Raw genomic sequence first — 19,864 nt, forward strand, 5'->3', positions numbered from 1 at the left:
TTACCGTTCGATTATCGAACACAGCTTTACTCGACTCGTTCGAGCAAGCAACCCAGGCCTTCGGCCAGCTCACGTTGACGCTGCAGCCCCTGCATGACCCGACCGACAATCTCCATGCGCTCGCGGGCGCCGATGCGCAGTGCATCCATGGCCTCGTGGGCGGCGGCCGACGTATTCAGACCGTTATGGGCCGACTGATCGACCTGACCCAGACCAGCGCTGGCCTCATCGGCGGCACTTTTCAGGCCCTTGGCGATCTGCATGATCTGCTCGCTGGAGTCGTTGGCACGCACCGCCAGGCTGCGCACCTCGTCAGCCACCACGGCAAAGCCGCGGCCGTGCTCGCCGGCCCGCGCGGCCTCGATGGCCGCGTTCAGTGCCAGCAGGTTGGTCTGCCGGGCGATGTCCTGAATACTGCCGACAATCGCGCCAATGCGCCGCGACTGCTCGCCCAGGGTGTTGAACACCTCGCCGGTGCGCCGCAGGTAATCGGCCAGTTCGCCGATTGACTGGCGGGTGGCCTGGATGCTCTCGGCACTGCTGCTGACCTTCGCGCCGGACTGCTGGGCCAGTTGGGTGGCAAAGTGCATGTCGGCCTGGCTCTGCTCGATGGCGTGCAGCAGCTCGCGTTGATGCTGACGCAGCGCAGGGTCTAAAACCACTTCGGGCGGCGGGCTGGGGGGCACCAACACTGGCGCTTCCGAGTGCGCTGACGGTTGCGACCAGTCGCAGTTCTGCAGCACCCGCTCGATAATCTGCGGCGGCTGGGTCAGGTAGAAGAAGCCGGCCAGCAGCCCGGTGATCAGCAAGCCTGCGGCCACGCCTGACTCCCAACTGCCACTGGTCATAACTACCAGGGCCACAGCCCCCAGCAGGTTGCCGGTCAGCAGCGCGCTGGCCAGATGCTGGCGCCAGCTGCTGCGGCCCATTGTTTGATCGCGCTTCATGGATGCTCTCTTATCTCGTCAAACCAAAATAGGACCTCCCCTCCGTTATGCGCGGCATGAGGGAAGGTGCTTTTGCAGGACCGATGCCGCGTTGTAGGAGCAGGTCATGCGGCAGGGCTGGCTATTTCGCGACCATGGGCCGCGCCTACGAGGGGTCCTGCGGGTACGCTTGGCATGTCCGCCGCCGCCAAAACCGGGCACCTGAGTGCCCTGCCCTGCCCTGAGGATGATTGAAATTACAGGCCGATATGGCTCTGCAAGATCGCCGGCTGGCCCTTCAGTTCCTGGCTGGGACCGTCATAGACCACTCGGCCCTTGACCATGATCATGCTGCGATCGGTGAGGTCGAGCAGTACGTTGACGTTCTTGTCGACCACCAACGTAGCAATACCGCTGGCCTTGATCAGGCGGATCACGTCCCAGATCTCCTTGCGGATCAGCGGCGCCAGGCCTTCGGTGGCTTCATCGAGAATCATCAGCTCGGGGTTGGTCAGCAGCGCGCGGCCGATCGCGACCATCTGCTGCTCGCCGCCGGAAAGGTTGCCGGTGAGATGGCCGAAGCGCTCGGCCAGTCGCGGAAAGGTCGCCAGCACCCGCTCAAGATCCCAGTCGCGGCGACCGTCCACGCCGGGGCGCGCTGCCATCACCAGGCTTTCGCGCACCGTCAGATTAGGGAACATGCCGCGACCTTCCGGCACATAGCCGATGCCGCGACGAATCACCTGGTGCGCGGCGCTGCCGGTGAGATTCTCGCCCCTTATCCGTACCTCGCCACTGCGCGGCGGGGTCAGGCCAAGCAGCGAGCGAATGGTGGTGCTCTTACCCACGCCGTTGCGCCCGAGCAGGGCCAGGGTTTCCCCCGGCGCGATCTGCAGGTCAACGCCATGCAGCACATGGCTGTTGCCATAAAAGGTGTGCAGTCCGCGCACCTCGACCAGCGGGGTGGCTGTTGTGGTCGTGTTCATCAGAATTGCTCCTCGCCGTCGCCCAGATAGGCTTCCTGCACCGCAGGGTCGTTGCGCACCTGCTCCAGCGGACCGCTGGCCAGCATCTGCCCGTTGACCATCACGGTCAGGGTCTTGGCGATGCTGAACACCGCGTCCATGTCGTGCTCGACCAGCACCAGCGAGTAGTCGCGCGCCAGCTCGGCGAGCAGCTCCACGACCCGGCTCGACTCCTCCTTGCCCATGCCAGCCATCGGCTCATCCAGCAACAGAAAGCTCGGTTCGGTGGCCAGTACCATGCCAATCTCCAACTGGCGCTGCTCGCCATAGCTCATCGAACTGGCGATGCTGTGGCCCTTGCTGCTCAGGCCGCAGGCCTCCAGGGCTTTTTCCGCACGCTCGCGCACCGCCAGATAGCTGTCGCTGCGACGGAAGAAGCGGAAGGAGTTCTTCATCCGCGACTGCGCGGCGAGCATGCAGTTTTCCAGACAACTGAAGCTGGGAAAGATATTGGTGCGCTGGAAGCTGCGCCCCACCCCCAGGTGCGACACCTTGTTTGGTGCCAGGCCGGTGATGTCCTGGCCATTGAAGATCACCTGGCCGCTACTAGGCCGCAGATGGCCCGAGAGCAGGTTAACCATGGTGCTCTTGCCGGCACCGTTGGGGCCGATGATGGCGTGGATCTCACAGGGTGCCACTTGCAGGCTGATATCGCTGACGGCGCGCAGCCCGCCGAAGTGCTTGCTCAGGCTACGGGTTTCCAGAATCAGGGCGCTCATTGTTCGGCCTCCTGTTTGATCGTGCCGGTATGTTTCACCGCTGAAGTTTTAGTGGCCTTGCGCTGCGCCAGTTGCAGCAGCAGGCCGGCGATCCCGCGCGGCAGCAGCAGCACCATGGCGATCACCACCACGCCCATTGGTAACTCCCAGTGCGGGGTCAGACTGGCGAACCAGTGATGCAGACCCTCGAAAGCGAAGGCGCCGAGAATCGGCCCGAACAGGGTGCCCATGCCGCCGAGAATCACCATCACCAGGATATGCGCCGACATCTGCCAGCTCAGCTGGCCGGGGCTGACGAAGCCGTATTGGGTGGCCGACAGCATGCCGGCATAACCGGCGATGGTGCCGGCGATGACGAAGGCCGCCAGCTTGTAGAACAGCGGGTTGAAGCCCATGGCACGCACCCGTTGCTCGTTCTCCTTGATCCCCAGCAGCACCCGGCCGAAGGGCGCACGGAGGAAGGTGCGCAGCAGGACGAACAACAGCGCCAGCGAGGCCAGCACCACATAGAACAAAGTGGTGCGGTTCTCCAGGTCGAGCAGTTGCACCCCGGCGATGGCGACCGTGGGTTTCATGAACAGGTAGGCCCCGTCCGAGCCGCCGGCAAAAGACGCATCGTGGAACAGGTAATAGAGCATCTGCGAGAAGGCGATGGTCACCATGATGAAGAAGATCCCCGAGGTGCGGATGATCAGTAGCCCCATCAGCAGTGCGGCCAGAGCGGTAATCCCCAGACACAGCGGCAAAGCGATCCAGATGCTCAGCGCCTCGTATTCGGGGGCGAACAGCACCAGGGCATAACCGGCCATGCCGAAAAAGGCCGCCGAGGCCAGGCTGACCATGCCACTGACCCCGACCAGCAGGTCGAGGCCCAAGGCGACAATGGCCAGGATCATGATGCTGGTCAGTTGCTGAAGGTAGAAGTCGTGTTTGTCGCCAGTCAGGCTGGCACCGAACAACGGGTATGCAGCCATCAGCAGCAACAATAGCGCCAGCAGCAGCTGGATCGGGCGAGGTAATGCGTGCATAAGAAAATCCCCGAAATGGTTATTAGGCGAACAGCCCGCGCGGTTTGAACAACAGCACCACGGCCATCAGCACATACACGGCCATGCCGGCGTATTGCGGCACCAGTACCGCGCCCCAGGTGGCGGTCAGTCCGACCAGCAAGGCGCCGAGAAAGGCCCCGCGAATCGAGCCCAGGCCGCCGATCACCACCACCACAAAGGCGATGATCAGGATCTGGTTGCCCATGCCCGGATACACCGACGACACCGGCGCGGCGATCATCCCGGCGAAGGCGGTCAACGCTGCACCCGCGGCGAACACCAGGGTGTAGATGACGCGGATATTGATGCCCAGGCCCTGAACCATCTCGCGGTTGCTCGAACCGCCGCGGATAATCATGCCCAGGCGGGTGCGTTGCAGGATCAGATACATGGCCAATGCAATCGCCGCGCAGACCGCGGAGATGAATAGGCGATACACCGGGTAGTCGAGGGTCTCGGTGAGCTGGATCGAGCCGCTGAGCAGCGCCGGGATGGCCACGCTGTGCACGTCGTTGCCCCAGATAATGCTGCGTAGCGAGTCGATGACCATGATCAGGCCGAAGGTCATCAGTACCTGGTCGAGGTGCTCGCGCTTGTACAGCGCCTGAATCAGGAAGCGCTCGATCAACACCCCCAGCAGCGCCGCCAAGGGCACCGCCAGCACAATGGCGATAAAAAAGTTATCGACCAGCCCGCTCAACCAGTACATCAGGTAGGCGCCGACCATATAGAGCGCACCGTGAGCCAGGTTGATGATGTGCATGATGCCGAAGATCAGGGTCAGGCCGCTGGCAATCAGAAACAGCAGCAGGCCGTACTGCAGACCATTAAGGGTCTGGATAAGAATCGTGGAAAGTTCCATCGGGCATACCAAGGTCAGGAATGGGGCAGACCCGCCCCCTGGTCATGGCTAAACGGCAAGGCTGATCAGCTGGATCTAACAACCCCTGCCGAGGTTTGGACAAGGCGCTGCGACGGGTCATAGCCGGCTATGACCAAGTGCAACAACGCGGGATCCAAACCTCGGCAAGCGAACTCGACTCAGCCAACCCGCCCGCCGACCAACCATTAGCGGCCAGGGCGCGGGGATAACGCGCTACTGCAGCTTGCAGCCCGGCGCAGGATCAGCCAGGGCGGCGACAGCCGTGCTGACTACCACATTGGCGCCGTCACGCACCTCGCGCAGGTAGATGTTCTGCACCGGGTTATGCGCCTTGGAGAAACTCCACTCGCCCCGCGGGCTGTCGATCCTGGCAGCGGCCATGGCCGCATTCCAGGCAGCACGATCCTTGGTATTACCGTTGACCTTGGCCAACGACTGGACCAGCAACAGACCAGTGTCGTAGCCCTGCACGGCGTAGATGTCGGCCTCCTTGCCAAACTTCTGCCGGTAGTCCGCGCGAAACTTGTTGTTCTGCGGGGTATCCAGGCTGTCGGCGTAATGCAGGGTGGTCAGCACACCGCTGGCGGCCGAACCTTGCGCGGCCAGGGTGCCCTCGGTGAGGAAGCCCGAGCCGAGCAGCGGGATCTTGCCTTGCAGGCCAGCCGCGGCGTAATCCTGAACGAACTTGGCGGCGCCACCGCCGGCAAAGAACACAAACACTGCGTCGGGCTTGAGCGCAGCGATTTCAGTCAGTTGCGACTGGAACTCGACGTCTGGGAACGGCACGTAGATTTCCTTGCTGACGGTGCCGCCGGCCTTCTCGAATCCTTCCTTGAAGCCGTCTACCGACTCGGTGCCGAAGCCGTAACGCCAGGCCACAGTGACGATATTCTTGTAACCCTTGTCCGCCGCCACCTGCCCCATCGGGTAGGCGGTCTGCCAGGAGGTAAACGAGGTGCGGAAGATATTTTCCGCGCACAACGGCCCGGTCGCCGCGTTGAAGCCGGCGTTGGGAATGATCAGCGGCACGCCGGTTTCCCGAGCGACCTTGACCGCGCCCATGCCGACCCCGGAGTGCACGGGGCCGACCACCACGTCGACCTGGGAACCAGCGATCAGCTTCTGCATGTTTGGCACGGCCTTGCCGGGGTTGGCTTCGCTGTCGACCACCACGTATTGCACCGGGCGCCCGCCGAGGCGGTTGTCATGTTGCTCGATGGCCAGTTTCATGCCGTTGGTGGTGGCTTCGCCCAATGCGGCGAAGGTCCCGGTATACGGCAGCAGCAAGCCGATTTTCACCGGATCGGCCGCCATGGCCAGGCTGTTCATCGACGCACTGAGGGCCAACGCCAGGGCGCTGGCGCGGAAGCGGGTTGTGCAAGGCATCTTGTTATTGTTGTTCATTACTATCTCCAGCGGCGCTCTGCGGCGCAGCATTAAAGGAAAACGATCTTCGATTGCCGTTTTTTGTCGAGCCGCCGACACCAGGCCGACCGCTCGTTGCACGCTTACTGTCAGAGCAGATTCCAGGTGTAGTTGAGGATCAGGCGGTTCTCATCAACGTCGGTGCGGTAGTTGGAGCGCGCGGTGACGTTGCGCACTTTCATGCCCAAACCCTTGAGTGAGCCGCTCTGCACCACATAGCCGATGTCCAGATCGCGCTCCCACTCCTTGCCCTCGAAGCCGCGGCCGGTGTCGACGTTGTCACCGGTCAGATAACGCACCCCGGCGATCAGCCCCGGTACGCCCATGGCGCTGAAGTCATAGTCATAACGCACCTGCCAAGAGCGCTCGTCGGCCGCGTCGAAGGTAAAGGTCGGCACCTCGTTACCCAGCGGGCTGACGTTGGCGAACACCCGCGGCAATCCGTCGTCGCCAAACATGGCCTGATAACCCAGGAAGAAGGTATGCCCGCCATGCTTGGCCGAGAGCAGCGAGTAGAAGGCCTGGTTGTCGATCTTGCGCGCCAGTTCGCCGTCTTCGGCGGAGTCGAAATAGCCCAGATTGGCGCCAAGCACCCAGTCGCCGACTGGCTCACTGTGCTTGAGGCTGAGATGACGCTGGTTGTAGATATCTTCCAGCTGGGCATACCAGGCACCGACCGAGGTACGGTTGGCGTTGAAGGCATAATCTGCGCCGGCATAGTTGAAGCGATCCGTAGTGATCAACTTGCCTGCATCGCGCAACGGGACAAAGCCGAGCATGGCGCCCAACTCGTCATCGCCAGCCTCGTTGCGCAAGCTGGTGGAGCGCAACTGGCCGCCTTGCAAGGTAAGACCGGCAAACTCATTGGAAACGACACTGACGCCCTGGTAGGTCGGCGGCAACAGGCGAATATCACCGAAGAACAACACAGGCAGTATCAGCTGCTGCTCGCCTACCTTCAGCTCGGTCTTCGATACCTTGACCTTCAACGCCGCACCCAAGCGGCTGTAATCGTCGGGTGCCCGCCCTTGGTCAGTCACCGGCAGCAAACCGGTGTTGACCCGGTCCGCGCTGCTGTCGAGCTTGACGCCGAGCAAGCCGATGGCGTCGACACCAAAGCCGACAGTGCCCGGGGTATAGCCGGACTTGACGTTGAGGATGAAGCCTTGGGCCCACTCCTCGGCCTTAGACTGCTGGTTGGGCCCGACGATGTCGGAGTAGTCGCGGCTGAAGTAGTAGTTACGGGCTGTCAGGGTGGCCGTAGTGTCTTCGATAAAACCGCCTTCGGCCGCCTGCACCATGGCTGGCAGGCTGAGGGCTACGGCAACGGACAGCAGAAGGGGCTGCAGCTTCGGATAGTGAGTCATGATTTAGCTCTTTGTTGTTATTGAAATTATGCTGTTGCTCCACCTTTGCCGAGGGCAGACCCGGCAACGCAAGTAGGTGGTGTGACTACCGCCGCGTCGACTTCAGATCGACATGACGGCAATGCTCAGGGGCCAGAGGCGGCTAACCGGTCGCCTCCTCCTTGGCCAAATTCGTGGTAGGCAGCGGCGCGGTGGCGACCACGGCTTTACGCCGGACACTCAGCAGCAGGTGCGCGGCGATGCCGAACATCAATCCCCAGAAGGCCGCCGACAGGCCGAGAAATGACATGCCCGATGCTGTCACCAGAAAGGTGATCAGCGCCGCTTCACGATCAGCCGGCTGGGCCATGGCTCCCGCCAGCGAACTGGCAATCGCGCCGAACAGCGCCAGCCCGGCCAGGGCGGCGATCAGTTCTTTGGGGAAGGCAGTAAACAGCGACACCAGCGTCGCGCCGAACAGGCCCAGCAGCAGGTAGGCCACGCCACCCACCACCCCGGCGACATAGCGCCGGGCCGGGTCTTCATGGGCTTCGCGGCCGGTGCAAATAGCGGCGGTAATCGCGGCCAGGTTGAGGCCATGGCAGGCGAAAGGCGCCAGCAGCAACGAACCCAGGGCACTGCTGGTAATGATCGGGCTGGCCGGCGTCTGGTAACCAGCGCCGCGCAACACCGCCATGCCCGGCACGAACTGCCCGGTCAATGCCACCATGACCAGCGGCAGGGCGATATTCAGGCTGGCCGACAGACTGAACTCAGGGCTGATCCACACCGGCATGGCCAGGCCGATCACCAGTGCCTCCTGACGCAAATCGCCCGTGGCAAAGGCGATGCCGCAGCCGACCAGCAGCACCGCCATCACTGCGTAGCGCGGCAGTACACGCTTGACCAGCAAGTAAGTGGCGAACATCGCCAGCACCAGAAAGGGCTTAGCCTGCAACGAGACGAACAGACCGGTGCCGAAACTGAACAGGATGCCGGCCAGCATGCCGGCGGCAATCGCTGCGGGCAGTTTGCTGATGATGCGATCGAAGGCGCCGCTGATACCGACCAGAAAAATGATCAGGCTGGCAACGATATAGGCACCGACTGCTTCATTCAGGCTGATCTGCGGCAGCAGCGACACCAGCAACGCCGAACCGGGTGCCGACCAGGCGATAATAATGGGCACGCGGTAACGCAGGCTGAGGCCTATGCCGAGCACCGCACTGCCAATGGAAATCGCCCAGACCCAGGACGACAGCACGGCATGCGACATGCCCGCGCTCTCGGCCGCCTGGAAAATGATCACCAGAGGGCCGGCATAGGAAATCACGGTGGCGATAAAGCCGGCCACCACGGCGGACAAAGAGAAATCATTGATCAAGGCTTTCATCGGGCCTCGCAAGGTATTAGTGGCGCTCCTCGGGGAGCGCTCTCGTTGTATGTAGGCCCCGTGACCGCGGCTTGAACCGGCTCACACGGGGCCAACTGGCACGGCATCAATGGTGCGCGCGGCGCACCCTACGCACCCTGCAACGCACGCGGACGGTTGCTGCGCTGTTCGGCTTGTGCCGCGGGAGCCTTCTGCAGCTGGAAATCGAACTGCAGTTCGGCAAAGCGGCTGCCTTGCACGCCACGGTCATTGGCGACAGCGGCGTCCTCGACGAAGGTGATATCGCCGACCAGGCCATCACGGGTGGCGTAGGCGAAGTCGTCCCACAGGTATTGCTCGCCGGCCAGGTTGATCTGGGTGGTCAGGTGACGATGGCCCGGTGCGGAGATGAAGAAGTGGATGTGCGCTGGACGCTGGCCGTGACGACCGAGCAGATCCAGGCATTCCTGAGTCGGGCCGTCCGGGGAGCAGCCATAACCGCAAGGCACAATGCTGCGCGCGCGGTAGCGGCCCTCGCTATCGGTGACGATGCGCCGGCGCAGGTTGTACTCGGACTGGCTCTTGTCGAAGTAGGAGTAGTTGCCCTGGGTGTTGGCATGCCACAGGTCGACCACCGCACCGGCCACAGGCGCACCGTCGGTGTCGCGCACCACGCCTTCGAGGAACATCACGGTGGCGGAGTCCAGCTCACTGCCATCGTCCATGCGCACTTCGCCTTCGGCCAGCGGTGCACCAGCAACATACAGCGGGCCTTCGATGGTGCGTGGAGTGCCGCCGGTCAGTCCGGCTTGAGCATCCTTGGCATCCTGCAGCACGTCGAGGAAGTGCTCCAGGCCCAGACCTGCAACCAGCAGGCCGGCTTCATTGCGCCCGCCGAGGCGATTGAGGTAATCGACGCTGTTCCAGAACTCATCGTCGCTGATTTCCAGGTCTTCGATGATCTTCGCCGCATCACTGATGATACGCAGCATGATCTGCTTGAGACGCGGGCTGCCTTGCTCGCTGTTGAGGCCGCTGGCTTCTTTGAACAGATCCTGGATTTCGGCAGTGTGGCTAACTTTAACGGTCATGGTGGTGTCCTCGGTTTTTTGTTCTAGGGCTAATCAACGGTCGTCATCACGGATCGACGAGGGGTGACGGCACAGGGCGTCAATCTCGATATCCATGTAGGGAAACAGCGGCAGCTGCATCAGCGTGTCGTGCAGCTCTTGCACGCTATCCAGGTCGAATACGCTGTAGTTGGCGTACTGCCCGGCGATGCGCCACAGGTGGCGCCACTTGCCCTCGCGCATCAGGCGCTGGGCCAGTTCCTTCTCATCCGCCTTGATCTGGGCGGCCTTGGCCGGGTCCATATCCAGCGGCAGTTTTACGGTCATCTTTACGTGGAACAGCATGGAGCTCTCCTCTCGGTTCAGGGGCGACGGAAGAACGCCAGGCGTTCTTCGTTCAGGCTCAGGCCGAGGCCCGGGGTACGCGGCACGTGCAGCTGAAAATCGCGGTACTGCGGCGCTTCGTTGACGATTTCTTCGGTCAGCAGCAGCGGACCGAACAGCTCGGTGTGCCAGGTCAGCTTGTTCAGGGTGAGGAAGGCGTGGGCCGAGGCCAGGGTGCCGATCGAGCCTTCCAGCATGGTGCCGCCGTACAGGGCGATGCCGGCCGCCTCGGCGATCGCCGCGGTGCGCAGCACGGCGCGCGGGCCACCGTTCTTGGCAATTTTCAGGGCGAAGATGCTGGCCGCGCCGTCGGCGGCCAGACTGAAGGCGTCCTCGACGCTTTCGATCGATTCGTCGGCCATGATCGGCGCCGGACTGCGCTGATTGAGACGGATCTGGCCGCTGCGGTTGATCCGCGAGATCGGCTGTTCGATCAGGTCGATACCATTGTCGCCGAGCACCTGACAGGCACGCAGGGCCACCGACTCGTCCCAGGCCTGGTTGACGTCGACGCGCACGCTGGCGCTGTCACCCAGGGCCCGCTTGATCGCGATGACGTGCTGGAGATCCTGGCTGACCTCGCCCGCACCAATCTTCAGTTTGAAGATGCGGTGGCGACGAATTTCCAGCATGTGCTGGGCTTCGGCGATGTCCTTGGCGGTGTCGCCGCTGGCCAGGGTCCAGGCCACTTCCAGGCTGTCGCGCACCCGGCCGCCGAGCAGTTCGCTGACCGGCAGGCCGAGGCGCTTGCCCTGGGCATCGAGCAGCGCGCTTTCCAGGCCGGACTTGGCGAAGGTATTACCCTTGGCGGCTTTATCCAGACGCAGCATGCAGGCGTTGATATTGGCCGCGTCCTGACCGATCAGCAGCGGCGCCAGGTGGCTGTCGATGTTCTGCTTAATGCTCTCCGGGCTCTCGTTGCCGTAAGCCAGGCCGCCGATGGTGGTGGACTCGCCGAGGCCTTCGATGCCGTCGGCACAACGCAGGCGAATCACCACCAGGGTCTGCTGCTGCATGGTGTGCATCGCCAGCTTGTGCGGGCGGATGGTCGGCAGATCGACGATGATCGCCTCGATGCTTTCGATCAGGGAATGGCTCATTCAGGCTCCGCTAGATTGCGCAGGTTGGGGTCAGGAAGCCGTGGCCGCCGGCAGCGGCGCGGCATTGCTGCGCTGGCTGCTGATAGCGAACACGCTCATGGCGATGGCGGCGATGGCGCCAGGAATGGCAAACGCCAGGAAGTTGAGCTGCAGCGGCAGGTTGATCCCCAGCAGCGCGCCACCCAGTAGCGGGCCGACGATGGCGCCGTTGCGACCAATACCCGAGGCCCAGCCGAGGCCGGTGGAACGGATCGACAGGCCATAGAATTGCGCGGCGCAGGCGTACAGCAGGATCTGCGTGCCGATGGTGGTGGCACCGGCCACGCCGATCAGCAGGTACAGCACCGGCGTCGGGCTCTTGATCCCGAGCAGGCTGATCGACACCGCCGCCACCACGAAGAACACCGCCAGCACCCGAGGCAGGTTCATCCGGTCGCCGAGCAGGCCGCCACCGATGGCACCGAACACCGCACCCAGGTTCAGCGCCAGCAGGAACGACAGGCTCGAACCCAGGCTGTAGCCGGCGTTGGCCATCAGCTTCGGCAGCCAGGAACTCAGGGCGTAGACCATCAGCAGGCAGCAGAAGAACGCCAGCCAGATCATCAGGGTGCGCAAGGCACGGCCCTCGCGGAACAGCTCCAGCACCGAGGCGGCGTTGCCTTTGGCCTCGGCCATGGTGATGGGATCAGCGTCGCCGATGGCACGGTTCGGATCGACCCGACGCAGGATGCCGCGGGCCTGCTCAGTACGCCCTTCGCGCACCAGGAAACCGACCGATTCCGGCAGGAACCAGAGAATCAATGGCAGCAGCAGTAACGGCACGCCGGCGATGAAGAACATCGATTCCCAGCCAAAGCGCGGCAGCATGTAGATGCCCAGGCCGGCGGACAGCATGCCGCCTACCGAGTAGCCGCTGAACATGATGGCGACCAGGGTGCTGCGCAGCTTCTTCGGCGCGTACTCGTTCATCAACGCCACTACGTTGGGCATCAGGCCACCGCAGCCAAGGCCGGCGATAAAGCGGCAGATGCCGAATTCGGTGGGGTTGCTGGCAAAGCCATTGACGATGGTGGCGCAACTGAACAGCAGGAAGCACACGGCGATGCCCTTCTTGCGCCCGATCTTGTCAGCCAAAGTGCCGAAAGCCAGGGCACCGAACATCATGCCGAACAGCGCATAGCTGCCCAGGGCACCGGCCTCCAGCGGGGTCAGGCCCCACTCCTGCATGATCACCGGCAACACCACACCGTAGATAAACAGATCGTAGCCGTCGAAGATCAGCAGCAAGGCGCACCAGAACATCACCATCCAGTGATAACGGTTGAAGCGCGCGTTATCTATGACCTCGTGGACATCAATATTTCGCATGGCATCGGTTCTCTCTTTTGTTCTTGTTGTGAACAGCTCGTTGAAGTGGATAGCAGTATTTCTGTAGGAGCCAGCTTGCTGGCGATGCTCTGGCTGATCGCGACAAGGACTAGGCGTCCCCCTCGCGCCTACAGGGGTCGTGCTTAGCCCAGATCCCCACCACCCACCGGCAGGGTCACGCCAGTGATATAGGCGGCGTCGTCCGAGGCCAGAAACAAAATCGCCCCGGCTTGGTCATCGATGCTGCCGTAGCGTTTCATCAGGCTGCTGCTGAGGGTCTGGTCAACGATTTGCTGGTACCAGAGCTTCTCCTGCTCACTCTGCTCGGCGCTGTTACGCGGGATACGACGTGGCGGTGCTTCGGTGCCGCCCGGTGCGGTGGCGTTGACCCGAATACCGCGTCCGGCAGTCTCGAAGGCCAGGCAGGCAGTCAGGGCATTGACCCCGCCCTTGGCTGCGCCGTAGGGCACGCGATTGACCCCGCGGGTGGCGATGGACGAAACGTTGACGATGGCCCCGCTGCCCTGCGCGAGCATCTGTGGCAACGCGGCGTGGCAGCACCACAGGGTCGGGAACAGCGAACGGCGCACCTCGGCCTCGATCTCGTGCGCCTGGTAATGCTCGAACGGCTTGGCCCAGATGGTGCCGCCGACGTTGTTGACCAGGATGTCCAGGCGACCGAAGCGCTCGACCGCCATCTGCATCACTCGCTGGCACTCGGTGAACTGCTCGAGGTCGGCGGTCAGGGTCAGCACTTCGCAGATGCCCGCCAGCTCGTCGGCCAGTTCATGCACCAGCTCGGAACGGTCGACCAGCAACAGCCGGCCACCCTCGGCCGCCATACGTTCGGCGACACGGCGACCGATGCCTTGGGCAGCGCCAGTGATCACGGCGACCTTGTCTTGAAAACGCGTATTCATAGTCCCGACCTCGGTGAATGGTTGCGGTGCGCCAACGTCCCGTGGCTGCAAGCTTGCCCGCGATGCGCCTGCTGTCTTCGCGGACAAGTCCGCTCCCACAGAGACGAAGCCTCGGTTGCGTAGCCCGGATGCAATCCGGGGCAATCCAGCAGATAACTCCCGGGCTATTGCACGAATAAAACAGGCCCGCTTACCCAGCAAGCGGACCAAAGGAGCCCTTTAAGCGCTGGCGGCGAACTTCTCGTAATAGAAATTGGCCGGCTGGATACCCTGTTCGCGGATGTAGCCGCTGACCGCCTCGACCATCGGCGGCGGGCCGCACAGGTAGATATCCACGTCGCCGTCGTTAAGGTGCTTGGGCGCGATGTGCTGGGTGACATAACCCTTCTGCGGATAACTGCTGTCCGGGCTGGCCACGCAGGCGCTGTAGGTAAAGTTGGGGATGCGCGCGGCCAGGGCCTCAAGCCTGTCCATCTCAACCAAGTCGAAATCGTTGGTCACCCCGTAGATCAGGTGCAGCGGGTGCGCGCTGCCCTGCTCGGCAATTTTCTCGAGCATCGCGGTGAACGGCGCCAGACCGGTGCCGCCGGCAAGCAGCAACAACGGCCGCTTGATTTCGCGCAGGTAGAAACTGCCCAGCGGGCCGGCCAGGGTCATGCTGTCACCGGCCTTGGCAAGCCCGGTGAGGAAGCTGCTCATCAAGCCGCCCGGCACATTGCGGATCAGGAAGCTGACTTCGCCGTCCTTCTGCAGGCTACTAAACGAATAAGCGCGGCTCTGCTCGCTACCCGGCACCCTGAGGTTGACGTACTGGCCCGGCAGGAACGCCAGCTTGCTCAGCGCCTCGCCCTTGATCGACAAGGCGATGGTGCTGTCGGAGAGCTGACGCACCGCGCAGATCGCCGCCTCGAAGCTGGCCTGCTGGGTCTTGCAGACGTCGCTTGAGGCCGGCACGCGCACCACGCAATCACTTTCGGCGCGCATCTGGCAGGTCAGCACGTAGCCTTGCTCTGCTTCTTCCGCGCTCAGAGCATCTTCAACATATTCCTCGCCCAAGTCGTACTGACCGGCTTCGGCGAAGCACTTGCAGGCACCGCAGGCGCCATCGCGGCAATCCAGCGGGATATTGATGCCCTGGCGATAGGCGGCATCAGCCACGGTTTCGCCGACATTGGTGTCAATGAAACGGGTGACCCCGTCTTCGAAATTCAGGGCGATCTTGTGGCTCATGGCACACCTCGCTGTAGCTGATCTGGCGGATTGCGGCATGCACGGCCCCGTGACGGGAGCAAAGCGCTCCCGCCGGCAACCCTGCAGCGGACTTAGATGTGATAAACGTCGATGACCTGCCTGACGTAGTCGTTCTTCAGCACCACCTGCTTGGCCTTGATCAGTGGGTTCGGCCCGCTGGTGTCGAGGGTGTAGAAGCTGGTGCCGTAGAAGTGGTCGACGACCTTGTAGCGAAAGCTCATGGTGTGCCAGTTGAAGCGCAGCTTACACACCCCCTCGGCCTGCTCGACGATCTCGATATTGCTGATGTTGTGCGAGGTGCGCGTGTCCGGGATGGTGGCACTGGAGCGCTCTGTGCGGATGCGGAACACCCGGTCTTCCAGACCGCTACGGTTGCCGTACCAAATCAGCGAGATCTCGGTCTGCGGGTTTTCCACCAGTTGATCGCGGTCGTCCCAGGCCGGCATCCAGAAGGTCGCGTCGCTGGCATACAGCTCCAGCCACTCGTCCCACTGCTTGTCGTCCAGGTAGCGTGCTTCCCGGTAGAGGAAGTCGCGCGCGGCTTCATAAGTCAGGCTCATTTACGCGCCCTCCACGTGAATCAACTGGTCCTGCTGTTCTTGCAGCGCCTTGATCATCTGCTGCTGCCAGTAGTGATGCTGCAGCACGAACAGCCCTTCGTCCTCGGTACGCACGCCGCTCATCAGCGGATGCAGGTCGATTTGCTTGGCGGCTTCATCGGCACCGTCAATCCAGTGTTCGGAACCGCGGGACATGTCGTTCCACTCCATCGCACGGCCGGCAAAGCCCTGCTGACAGGCACGGAACTCTTCCAGGTCGTCCGGAGTGGCCATGCCGCTGACGTTGAAGAAGTCTTCGTACTGACGGATGCGGCGGGCGCGGGCCTCAGCGCACTCGCCTTTCGGCGCGATGCAGTAGATGGTCACTTCGGTCCGGTCCACCGACAGCGGCCGGGCGATACGCAACTGCGAGCCGAACTGATCCATCAGGTACAGGTTCGGGTACAGGCACAGGTTGCGCGAGTTGCCAACCATCCAGTCGGCACGTGCTTCGCCAAACTCGCTGGCCAAACGATCGCGCTCGGCGAACATCGGCCGGTCTTCCGGGTTGTCCCAGCGCGTCCACAGCAGCAGATGACCATTATCAAAGGAGTAGAAACCACCGCCCTTCTTGCCCCAACCACCGGCGCTCATGGCGCGGATATCGTCGCCCGCTTCTTTCAGCTTGCGCTGCTGCTGGGTGGCGGCGTAGTTCCAGTGGACGGCGGTGACGTGGTAGCCATCTGCGCCGTTCTCGGCCTGCAACTTCCAGTTGCCTTCGTAGACGTAGGTGCTCGAGCCACGTAGCACTTCCAAGCCATCGGCGGACTGATCGACGATCATGTCGATGATCTTCTTCGACTCGCCCAAGAAGTCTTCCAGCGGCGCGACGTCTTCACGCAGGCTGCCAAACAGGAAGCCACGGTAGGACTCGAAGCGCGCGACCTTCTTCAGATCATGGGAGCCGTCGCAATCAAAGCTCGGCGGGTAGCCGGCTTCCTTGGGGTCCTTGACCTTGAGCAATTTGCCCGAGTTATTGAAGGTCCAGCCATGGAACGGGCAAGTGTAGGTGGCCTTGTTGCCGCTCTTGAAGCGGCACAGCATGGCACCGCGATGACTGCAGGCGTTGATAAAGGCGTTGAGCTCACCGGCCTTATTGCGCGCGATGAAAATCGGCTGACGCCCCATGCTGGTGGTGTAGTAATCGTTGTTCTCGGGGATCTGGCTTTCATGGGCCAGATACAACCAGTTGCCCTCGAAGATGTGCTCCATCTCCAGGTCGAACAAGCGTGGGTCGGTGAACATCTCGCGCTTGCAGCGGAAAATGCCCTTGTCTTTATCCTCTTGCAGCAGGCCGTTCAGGTAATCGAGTCGCAGGGTCATCGCCATGGCTCCGTTATTATTGTTTCAACGGAATCAAGACTACGACTCGGGACTGTCCGACAATATCCAGTTTGTACACGACCTTTATCCGTTTTCTGCAGGGCGCGGACAACGGGACCAGCGACACATACCCGTGGTGCGCACGGCGCACCCTACGCAGGAGTCAGGATTCGCGAAGACGCCGTAGGGTGCGCCGTGCGCACCAACAGCACAGAAGTCAGAATTTGCGAGAACGCCGCAGGGTGCGCTGTGCGCACCAACAGCACAGAAGTCGGGATTTGCGAGGACGCCGTAGGGTGCGCTGTGCGCACCAACAGCACAGAAGTCAGGACTCGCGCCGGCGCAGGGTGTCAGAAGGCAGCTCGCCGAAAGTGCTCTTGTAGCTTTCGGAGAAACGTCCGAGGTGCAGAAAGCCATAATCCAGCGCCACCTCGGTAACGTTGCGCACCTTGGCGGTCGGGTCGAGCAGGCAGGTATGTACCTTTTCCAGCTTCTTGTTGCGGATGTAGTGCTTTGGCGTGGTGCCGGCGTTGCGCTCGAACAGCGCGTAGAGCGAGCGCGGGCTCATGCGTACCACCTCGGCCAATTGCTCCAGGCCAATGTCCTGCTTGAGGTTGTCCTCGATGTACTGGGCAATACGCTCGAACGAGGGGCAGCTTTCGCCCAGCTCCTCGCGCTCAACGTTATTGGCCAGCAGGCCGAGTAGCTTGGTGGCGATGATCCGGGTGTAGTGTTCTTGCACCTGGGTCATCGGCTGCGCACTTTCAGCTTCGTCGCAGACCAACCCCAGCAGATTGACGAAGCCGTCGAGCTGCTGAAGGTTGTGCCGCGAAGCGAAACGGATGCCGTCTGCCGGACGACGCCAATGGTTTTCGCTACAGGCCCGCTCGAGAAAGGTCGACGGCAGCTTGACGATGAATTTTTCGCAGTCATCAGAGTAGGTCAGATCGACCGGATCGTCGGGATTGATCAGCAGCAACTCACCTGGCGTGAAGTAATGCTCCTGGGCATTGCCGCGCCACAGACAATTGCCCTTGAGCAGAATTTGCAGGTGATAGATGGTTTCCAGCGCCGGCGAGGTGACGCGCACACTGGCGCCGTAACTGATCCGGCACAGATCCAGGCTGCCGAAGGTGCGGTGGCTGAGGCTAGCCTCGGGCCGCCCGCTTTGCGGCAAACGAATGCAATGCGCGCCGACATGCTGATTGACATAGTCGGAAACGGCATAGGGGTCGGCATTGTGGAATATCCGACTTTTCTCGTTCAGCAGACGGCAGTCCATAACTCACGGCACTCTTATAATTTTTATGACACTGAGGGTCAGCACAAGCAAGGCATCTGCCCTCACGTCTAAATATTGATACAGGCAAAACAGCTTTAAAACAGCCTGTACCGATCAACGGTCAAAATCGTCACCCGCAAAACTATCAGCCGATTATTGATATCAATCATAGCCGCTGCGACAGCTTAGTGAATCCAAACGAAAGTAGGATGGCCGGCGCGCGATAACCGCACACATTCGCACATGGCACTAGTGTCATATCGATGGCCGAATGGCGAATTTCGGAGCAGGTGGAGTTGGCGGCGCGGATACTCAAGCGATCAGCCACCGCTGTGCGCGCTGCGTAACACTCCAGGCGCCTGGTTTCGAGAGTCGGCTGGGCAACGCGGCATTTGGGGCCCGGCACATTTCAATGCTGGCGTGACCCTACCCCCGAGCCTGGCTCACACTGGTTTAAACAACTGACTGCTCAGCTCGCGGCTAGCGTTGAGCATGATCGGCAGGAAGCGCTGCTCGAGCTCGATGGCCGGCACACGCCCGGCGTGAGTGCTGACGTTCATTGCGGCAAGGACAAGGCCGGACGAGTCGTAGACCGGCACGGCCAGCGAGCGCAGCCCTTGCTCCAGCTCCTGATCGACCAGGCACCAGCCCTGCTGACGTACCTGCTGCAGGCATTCCCAGAGCGCCTCCGGGGTATGCAGGGTGCGACTGGTCTTGGCCTGCAGCTCAGCGTGATTGAGGTAGTCGTGCAGGCTGTCGTCGTCCAGCGCGGACAGAAGGATCCGCCCCATTGAGGTGCAGTAGGCTGGCAGGCGGCTGCCGACACTCAAGTCCACCGAGATCAGCCGCTGTGGAATCGCCGAGCGGGCGATATACAACACCTGCTCGCCTTCCAGGGTTGCCAGGTTACAAGCCTCATGCAGCTGCTCGCTGATCCGATCCAGATAAGGCTGCGCCGAGACGGCCAGCGGGGTGGACGACAGGTAGGCATGGCCGAGTGTCAGCACCTTGGGCAGCAGCGAATAGGTATGCCCTTCACTGGTCGCATAGCCCAGCTTCATCAGGGTATACAGGCAACGGCGCACGGCAGCGCGGGGGATCTCGGTGCGATGACTTATCTGCGCAATGGTCAGGTGGCGCTTGCGTTCCTGAAACGCATTGATCACCGCCAGGCCACGGGCAAGGGAGGACATGAAATTAGGATCGCCCGTAAACTCCTCGATGCGCTTGGCAGGCGACACATAGGGCGGCGGTGCCAGGGTAGACAGCTGCGGACGATTTTCGCTCATGGAGCCTCCGGGGCAAGGGGACAACGCTGAGCGATTATCGAACCAGTGCGCGATAATCGCAAACACTGGTGTACCAATACACCGGAACACAATAGCGCTCTGTTGGCTTTCGGTAGCGGAATGAGGCGGGGCACAAACACACAACGCGACGGACAGGTACATAGCCACATCAAACATCCTGAGCGCGAGGTCACGGAGACAGACATCAAGCCAGATATACACTCGTCTTATGGTCGTCGATCTTGTTACTTCCCCTACAAAATCACTGTCCGGTTGTCATTCAGAAATACACGCCGCTCGATGTGATAGCCGATCGCCTTGGCCAGAGTCATACACTCGATATCGCGGCCCTTGGCTACTAGGTCTTCCGAATAATGAGCGTGGCCCACCGCCTCCACGCCCTGGGCGATGATCGGCCCTTCATCCAGGTCGTTGTTGATGTAGTGGGCGGTGGCGCCAACCAGCTTGACGCCTTTCTGGTACGCCTGGTGGTAGGGCTTGGCGCCCTTGAAACCGGGCAGCAGCGAGTGGTG

Annotated in this window: 18 protein-coding genes and 1 pseudogene; all 19 read right to left on the reverse strand. The window is 62.0% G+C overall.

The features are described 5' to 3' along the window. Positions 1-26: 26 nt before the first annotated feature. Positions 27-413 (reverse strand): annotated as a pseudogene (locus Q8K09_RS21320) (methyl-accepting chemotaxis protein); the annotation flags it as partial. Positions 414-1,183: 770 nt separating this feature from the next. Further along, complete coding sequence (locus Q8K09_RS12560; protein WP_305255305.1) at positions 1,184-1,912, reverse strand: ABC transporter ATP-binding protein; 729 nt, start codon at positions 1,910-1,912, stop codon at positions 1,184-1,186. After that, positions 1,912-2,670: an ABC transporter ATP-binding protein gene (locus Q8K09_RS12565; protein ID WP_305255306.1), complete on the reverse strand. Its 759-nt coding sequence runs from the start codon at positions 2,668-2,670 to the stop codon at positions 1,912-1,914. Before Q8K09_RS12565 ends, Q8K09_RS12560 begins: the two co-directional genes overlap by 1 nt. Continuing rightward, positions 2,667-3,698: a branched-chain amino acid ABC transporter permease gene (locus Q8K09_RS12570; protein ID WP_305255307.1), complete on the reverse strand. Its 1,032-nt coding sequence runs from the start codon at positions 3,696-3,698 to the stop codon at positions 2,667-2,669. The genes Q8K09_RS12565 and Q8K09_RS12570 overlap by 4 nt, the downstream gene beginning before the upstream one ends. A gap of 22 nt (positions 3,699-3,720) precedes the next feature. Then, positions 3,721-4,581: a branched-chain amino acid ABC transporter permease gene (locus Q8K09_RS12575; RefSeq protein WP_305255308.1), complete on the reverse strand. Its 861-nt coding sequence runs from the start codon at positions 4,579-4,581 to the stop codon at positions 3,721-3,723. Between the two features lie 234 nt (positions 4,582-4,815). Further along, positions 4,816-6,006 carry an ABC transporter substrate-binding protein gene (locus Q8K09_RS12580; protein ID WP_305255309.1) on the reverse strand — a complete coding sequence of 397 codons (1,191 nt, stop codon included), beginning with the start codon at positions 6,004-6,006 and terminating at the stop codon, positions 4,816-4,818. Positions 6,007-6,116: 110 nt separating this feature from the next. Then, a complete protein-coding gene (locus Q8K09_RS12585; protein WP_370869518.1) occupies positions 6,117-7,394 on the reverse strand; it encodes an OprD family porin in 1,278 nt (425 codons plus the stop codon). Between the two features lie 142 nt (positions 7,395-7,536). After that, a complete protein-coding gene (locus tag Q8K09_RS12590; RefSeq protein WP_305255310.1) occupies positions 7,537-8,766 on the reverse strand; it encodes a benzoate/H(+) symporter BenE family transporter in 1,230 nt (409 codons plus the stop codon). Positions 8,767-8,894: 128 nt separating this feature from the next. Continuing rightward, positions 8,895-9,836 (reverse strand): catechol 1,2-dioxygenase, encoded by a 942-nt coding sequence (gene catA / locus Q8K09_RS12595; RefSeq protein ID WP_305255311.1) that lies wholly within the window; start codon positions 9,834-9,836, stop codon positions 8,895-8,897. A gap of 33 nt (positions 9,837-9,869) precedes the next feature. Then, positions 9,870-10,160, reverse strand: coding sequence for a muconolactone Delta-isomerase (gene catC / locus Q8K09_RS12600; protein WP_305255312.1), 291 nt, complete (start codon positions 10,158-10,160; stop codon positions 9,870-9,872). Positions 10,161-10,177: 17 nt separating this feature from the next. Continuing rightward, entirely contained in the window at positions 10,178-11,299 is a 1,122-nt protein-coding gene (locus tag Q8K09_RS12605; protein ID WP_305255313.1) for a muconate cycloisomerase family protein, read from the reverse strand. A 30-nt stretch (positions 11,300-11,329) separates the two neighbouring features. Then, positions 11,330-12,667, reverse strand: a complete 1,338-nt coding sequence (locus Q8K09_RS12610; RefSeq protein ID WP_305255314.1) for an MFS transporter — start codon at positions 12,665-12,667, stop codon at positions 11,330-11,332. Between the two features lie 143 nt (positions 12,668-12,810). Further along, positions 12,811-13,587 (reverse strand): 1,6-dihydroxycyclohexa-2,4-diene-1-carboxylate dehydrogenase, encoded by a 777-nt coding sequence (locus tag Q8K09_RS12615; RefSeq protein WP_305255315.1) that lies wholly within the window; start codon positions 13,585-13,587, stop codon positions 12,811-12,813. A gap of 219 nt (positions 13,588-13,806) precedes the next feature. Continuing rightward, entirely contained in the window at positions 13,807-14,817 is a 1,011-nt protein-coding gene (benC, locus tag Q8K09_RS12620) for a benzoate 1,2-dioxygenase electron transfer component BenC (protein WP_305255316.1), read from the reverse strand. Between the two features lie 92 nt (positions 14,818-14,909). Next, positions 14,910-15,398, reverse strand: coding sequence for a benzoate 1,2-dioxygenase small subunit (gene benB / locus Q8K09_RS12625; RefSeq protein ID WP_305255317.1), 489 nt, complete (start codon positions 15,396-15,398; stop codon positions 14,910-14,912). Then, complete coding sequence (gene benA, locus Q8K09_RS12630) at positions 15,399-16,760, reverse strand: benzoate 1,2-dioxygenase large subunit (protein WP_305255318.1); 1,362 nt, start codon at positions 16,758-16,760, stop codon at positions 15,399-15,401. 325 nt (positions 16,761-17,085) lie between these two features. Next, positions 17,086-18,042 carry an AraC family transcriptional regulator gene (locus tag Q8K09_RS12635; protein WP_305255319.1) on the reverse strand — a complete coding sequence of 319 codons (957 nt, stop codon included), beginning with the start codon at positions 18,040-18,042 and terminating at the stop codon, positions 17,086-17,088. Between the two features lie 443 nt (positions 18,043-18,485). Further along, a complete protein-coding gene (locus Q8K09_RS12640) occupies positions 18,486-19,331 on the reverse strand; it encodes an IclR family transcriptional regulator (protein WP_305255320.1) in 846 nt (281 codons plus the stop codon). Positions 19,332-19,585: 254 nt separating this feature from the next. Next, on the reverse strand, positions 19,586-19,864 hold a 279-nt coding region (locus Q8K09_RS12645; protein WP_305255321.1), incomplete at its 5' end, for a formyltransferase family protein.

It is taken from the genome of Pseudomonas sp., from assembly GCF_030683065.1.
Taxonomy (GTDB): Bacteria; Pseudomonadota; Gammaproteobacteria; order Pseudomonadales; family Pseudomonadaceae; genus Aquipseudomonas.

Bases quoted from the DNA above. Each gene is read 5' to 3' on its own strand.
- Q8K09_RS12565 (WP_305255306.1), bottom strand. From the start codon at position 2,670: ATGAGCGCCCTGATTCTGGAAACCCGTAGCCTGAGCAAGCACTTCGGC.
- Q8K09_RS12575 (WP_305255308.1), bottom strand. From the start codon at position 4,581: ATGGAACTTTCCACGATTCTTATCCAGACCCTTAATGGTCTGCAGTAC.
- Q8K09_RS12580 (WP_305255309.1), bottom strand. From the start codon at position 6,006: ATGAACAACAATAACAAGATGCCTTGCACAACCCGCTTCCGCGCCAGC.
- Q8K09_RS12585 (WP_370869518.1), bottom strand. From the start codon at position 7,394: ATGACTCACTATCCGAAGCTGCAGCCCCTTCTGCTGTCCGTTGCCGTA.
- Q8K09_RS12590 (WP_305255310.1), bottom strand. From the start codon at position 8,766: ATGAAAGCCTTGATCAATGATTTCTCTTTGTCCGCCGTGGTGGCCGGC.
- benC (WP_305255316.1), bottom strand. From the start codon at position 14,817: ATGAGCCACAAGATCGCCCTGAATTTCGAAGACGGGGTCACCCGTTTC.
- benB (WP_305255317.1), bottom strand. From the start codon at position 15,398: ATGAGCCTGACTTATGAAGCCGCGCGCGACTTCCTCTACCGGGAAGCA.
- catC (WP_305255312.1), bottom strand. From the start codon at position 10,160: ATGCTGTTCCACGTAAAGATGACCGTAAAACTGCCGCTGGATATGGAC.
- Q8K09_RS12570 (WP_305255307.1), bottom strand. From the start codon at position 3,698: ATGCACGCATTACCTCGCCCGATCCAGCTGCTGCTGGCGCTATTGTTG.
- benA (WP_305255318.1), bottom strand. From the start codon at position 16,760: ATGACCCTGCGACTCGATTACCTGAACGGCCTGCTGCAAGAGGATAAA.
- Q8K09_RS12610 (WP_305255314.1), bottom strand. From the start codon at position 12,667: ATGCGAAATATTGATGTCCACGAGGTCATAGATAACGCGCGCTTCAAC.
- Q8K09_RS12560 (WP_305255305.1), bottom strand. From the start codon at position 1,912: ATGAACACGACCACAACAGCCACCCCGCTGGTCGAGGTGCGCGGACTG.
- Q8K09_RS12605 (WP_305255313.1), bottom strand. From the start codon at position 11,299: ATGAGCCATTCCCTGATCGAAAGCATCGAGGCGATCATCGTCGATCTG.
- catA (WP_305255311.1), bottom strand. From the start codon at position 9,836: ATGACCGTTAAAGTTAGCCACACTGCCGAAATCCAGGATCTGTTCAAA.
- Q8K09_RS12640 (WP_305255320.1), bottom strand. From the start codon at position 19,331: ATGAGCGAAAATCGTCCGCAGCTGTCTACCCTGGCACCGCCGCCCTAT.
- Q8K09_RS12635 (WP_305255319.1), bottom strand. From the start codon at position 18,042: ATGGACTGCCGTCTGCTGAACGAGAAAAGTCGGATATTCCACAATGCC.
- Q8K09_RS12615 (WP_305255315.1), bottom strand. From the start codon at position 13,587: ATGAATACGCGTTTTCAAGACAAGGTCGCCGTGATCACTGGCGCTGCC.